The following is a 2,457-nucleotide window of genomic DNA, read 5'->3' as shown; positions in this document are numbered from 1 at the left end:
GGCGGTGGCCGCGTCGAGGCGCTCCCCGCGCAGCACGAGTTCCTTGGCCCGCAGCGGCCCCACCAGCAGCGGCAGCAGGCGGGACGCCGCGCCGGTGACGCTCAGGCCGAGCCCCACCTCGGGGAAGGCGAACACCGCGTCGTCGGCGGCGAGCACCAGATCGCAGCCGAGGGCGAATTCGGCGCCCGCGCCGACGGCGTAGCCGTGCACCGACGCCACCACCGGTTGCGGCAGCGCGCGCAGCGTGCGGGTGACCTCCTGCAGGCGTTCCAGTCGCGCGCGGGGCTCCTGCTCCGGGGGTGGCTGTCGCAGGTCGTGCCCCGAGCAGAACGCGCGGCCGGCGCCGGTGAGTACGACGGCGCCGACGCCTTCGTCGGTCGCGATCCCGCGCAGCGCGGCGATCAGGTCGTCCACCAGTTCCGGGGTGACGGCGTTGAGCCGTCCGGGCCGGTTCAGTCGCACGACGGCGACCCGGTCGGCGACCGGGTCCACCTCGACGGTCCGCGTCTCGGGCTCCATGCCGTGCAGCCTAGACGAACCGACCGATCGGTCGATAGGGTCCGATCCATGCCGGTACGGGACGCGGTGCGCGACGACATCGACGAGATCTGCTCCCTGATCGAGGAGCACGCCCGCTACGAGGGCAACGACGACCTGCGGCTCGACCGCGCGGAGATGGCCCGGCACCTGTTCGGCCCGGACCCGAAGGCGTGGGTGGTGCTCGCCACCGACGACGGCGGCGCGGTGGCCGGGATGGCGTTCTGCTCCTGGAGCTTCTCGACGTGGGAGGCGCGGCCCGGGATCTGGCTGGACGACCTCTACGTCCGCCCGGAACACCGGCGGCTCGGCCTGGGCAGGCAACTGCTCGACGAGCTGCGGGCGCGCACCGACGGCCGGGTCGAATGGGACATGCAGGAGGGCAACGACAAGGCCGCCGCGTTCTACGCGGGGCTGGGCGCACATCCCGTCCCCGGATGGGTCCGGTACCGCTGGCGCGGGTGAGAACGCGGCTCCCCACGGTACGTATCGTGGGAGGCATGGTGGATGGCTCGAACCGTCGGTCGGCTTCGATCGAGGATTACGTGCGGGCGATCTACGGCCTGGAGGAACGCGGCGAGGCCGTCACCAACACGTCCCTGGCCTCCCGGCTGGAGGTGAGCCCGTCCTCGGCGTCGGGCATGGTGACGAAGCTGGCCCAGCAGGGCCTCGTGGAACACGTGCCGTACCGGGGCATCGAACTCACCTCCGACGGCCGGGGACTCGCCCGGTCGGTCCTGCGCAGGCACCGGCTCATCGAGTCGTACCTGGTCTCCGAACTCGGCTACACCTGGGACGAGGTGCACGCCGAGGCCGACCGACTCGAACACGTCGTCTCCGACCTGCTCGTGGCCCGCATCGCCGCCAAGCTCGGCGACCCGGTGCGTGACCCGCACGGCGACCCGATCCCCGCCGTGGACGGCAGCATCGAGGAGGTCTCCACCCGGCTGCTGGAGGATCTGCCCACCGGCACGGTCGGCGAGATCGTGCGCGTCTGGGACACCGACCCCGAGCTGCTGCGCTACCTCGCCGACCGCGCGATCGGGCTCGGCGAGCGTATCGAGGTCGTGGAGCACCAGCCGTTCGGCGGGTCGGTGGTCGTCCGGGTGGGTCCCGCACCGGCGGCCGCCACGCACGCGTTGGGCCGGGAGATCGCCCGGGCCCTGTCCGTGGCGACCCGCTGACCCGCACGGCCGGGACTCAGTGGGGGGTTCCCGGGTTCCGGGCGGGGTGGGTGGGTGTCACCCGCTCGCCCGAGCCGCCCGGTTCCGACGGCTCCCGTTCCCACGACCGCTGCTTCGGGACCGACCGCCCCGTGCGGGCCGAGCCCGGGGCGGAGAAGAAGCTGAAGATCCACGTCAGTGTCCGGTCCGGCAGCCACCGCCCGGCGGCGAACAGGAGCCGGTTGTAGAACGGCCCGGTCACCACGGTGCCGCGACCGGCGGTCACCGCGGCGAACGCTTCGCGGGCCACGCGGGCCGGGTCGTCCTTGACCGTCGTCGCGCCGATGCGGGTGTCGGTCATCCGCGCACGGTTGAAGAAGTCGGTGTCGGTCAGCCCCGGCAGCATCGCCGTCACCGTGACCCCGGTGCCGCGCAGCTCGGCGCGCAACGCGAGGGAGAACGAGTACAGGAACGCCTTCGAGGCGTTGTAGGTGGCCTGATACGGCCCCGGCAGCCGCGCCACGGTGGAGGAGGACACCAGCACGCGCCCGCTGCCCCGCCGCACCATGTCCGGCACCAGACGTTTGGCGAGGTCGACCGTGCCGGTGATGTTGCACCCCAGCACACGGAGCTGGTCCTCGCGGTCGGTGGCCGAGCCCGCGAACGCCCCGCCGACCCCGATGCCCGCGTTCAGGGCGAGCACGTCCACCGCCCGGTCGAGCGCGGCCACCCGGTCGGCCAGCTCCGCGACCCCGTC

General features: G+C 73.2%; 4 protein-coding genes. 2 read left to right on the top strand and 2 right to left on the bottom strand.

What is annotated here, in order from left to right; genetic code table 11:
- On the bottom strand, nt 1-519 hold a 519-nt coding region (locus SACPADRAFT_RS0217545), incomplete at its 3' end, for an enoyl-CoA hydratase/isomerase family protein (protein ID WP_007027272.1).
- 48 nt (nt 520-567) lie between these two features.
- On the opposite strand from SACPADRAFT_RS0217545, the gene SACPADRAFT_RS0217540 reads away from it, so the two are divergent.
- Both SACPADRAFT_RS0217540 and SACPADRAFT_RS0217535 read left to right on the top strand, forming a co-directional pair.
- Nucleotides 568-1,002 (top strand): GNAT family N-acetyltransferase, encoded by a 435-nt coding sequence (locus tag SACPADRAFT_RS0217540; protein ID WP_007027273.1) that lies wholly within the window; start codon nt 568-570, stop codon nt 1,000-1,002.
- Between the two features lie 35 nt (nt 1,003-1,037).
- The gene (locus SACPADRAFT_RS0217535; protein WP_028662543.1) at nt 1,038-1,721 is read left to right on the top strand and encodes a metal-dependent transcriptional regulator; all 684 of its coding nucleotides are present in this window, start codon (nt 1,038-1,040) and stop codon (nt 1,719-1,721) included.
- Between the two features lie 16 nt (nt 1,722-1,737).
- On the opposite strand, the gene SACPADRAFT_RS28435 is transcribed toward SACPADRAFT_RS0217535, so the two are convergent.
- Nucleotides 1,738-2,457: SDR family NAD(P)-dependent oxidoreductase (locus tag SACPADRAFT_RS28435; RefSeq protein ID WP_007027275.1), on the bottom strand; the 720-nt coding region annotated here is incomplete at its 5' end.

The sequence above is a fragment of the Saccharomonospora iraqiensis subsp. paurometabolica YIM 90007 genome (assembly GCF_000231035.2).
In the GTDB taxonomy this organism is placed as follows: Bacteria; Actinomycetota; Actinomycetes; order Mycobacteriales; family Pseudonocardiaceae; genus Saccharomonospora; species Saccharomonospora paurometabolica.
The sequence above is the reverse complement of the archived record's forward strand: the minus strand, read 5'-3'. Positions and strand labels throughout refer to the sequence as shown.

Excerpts from the sequence above, each read along its gene's own strand:
- SACPADRAFT_RS0217540 (WP_007027273.1), top strand. The coding sequence starts at position 568 with ATGCCGGTACGGGACGCGGTGCGCGACGACATCGACGAGATCTGCTCC.
- SACPADRAFT_RS0217535 (WP_028662543.1), top strand. The coding sequence starts at position 1,038 with ATGGTGGATGGCTCGAACCGTCGGTCGGCTTCGATCGAGGATTACGTG.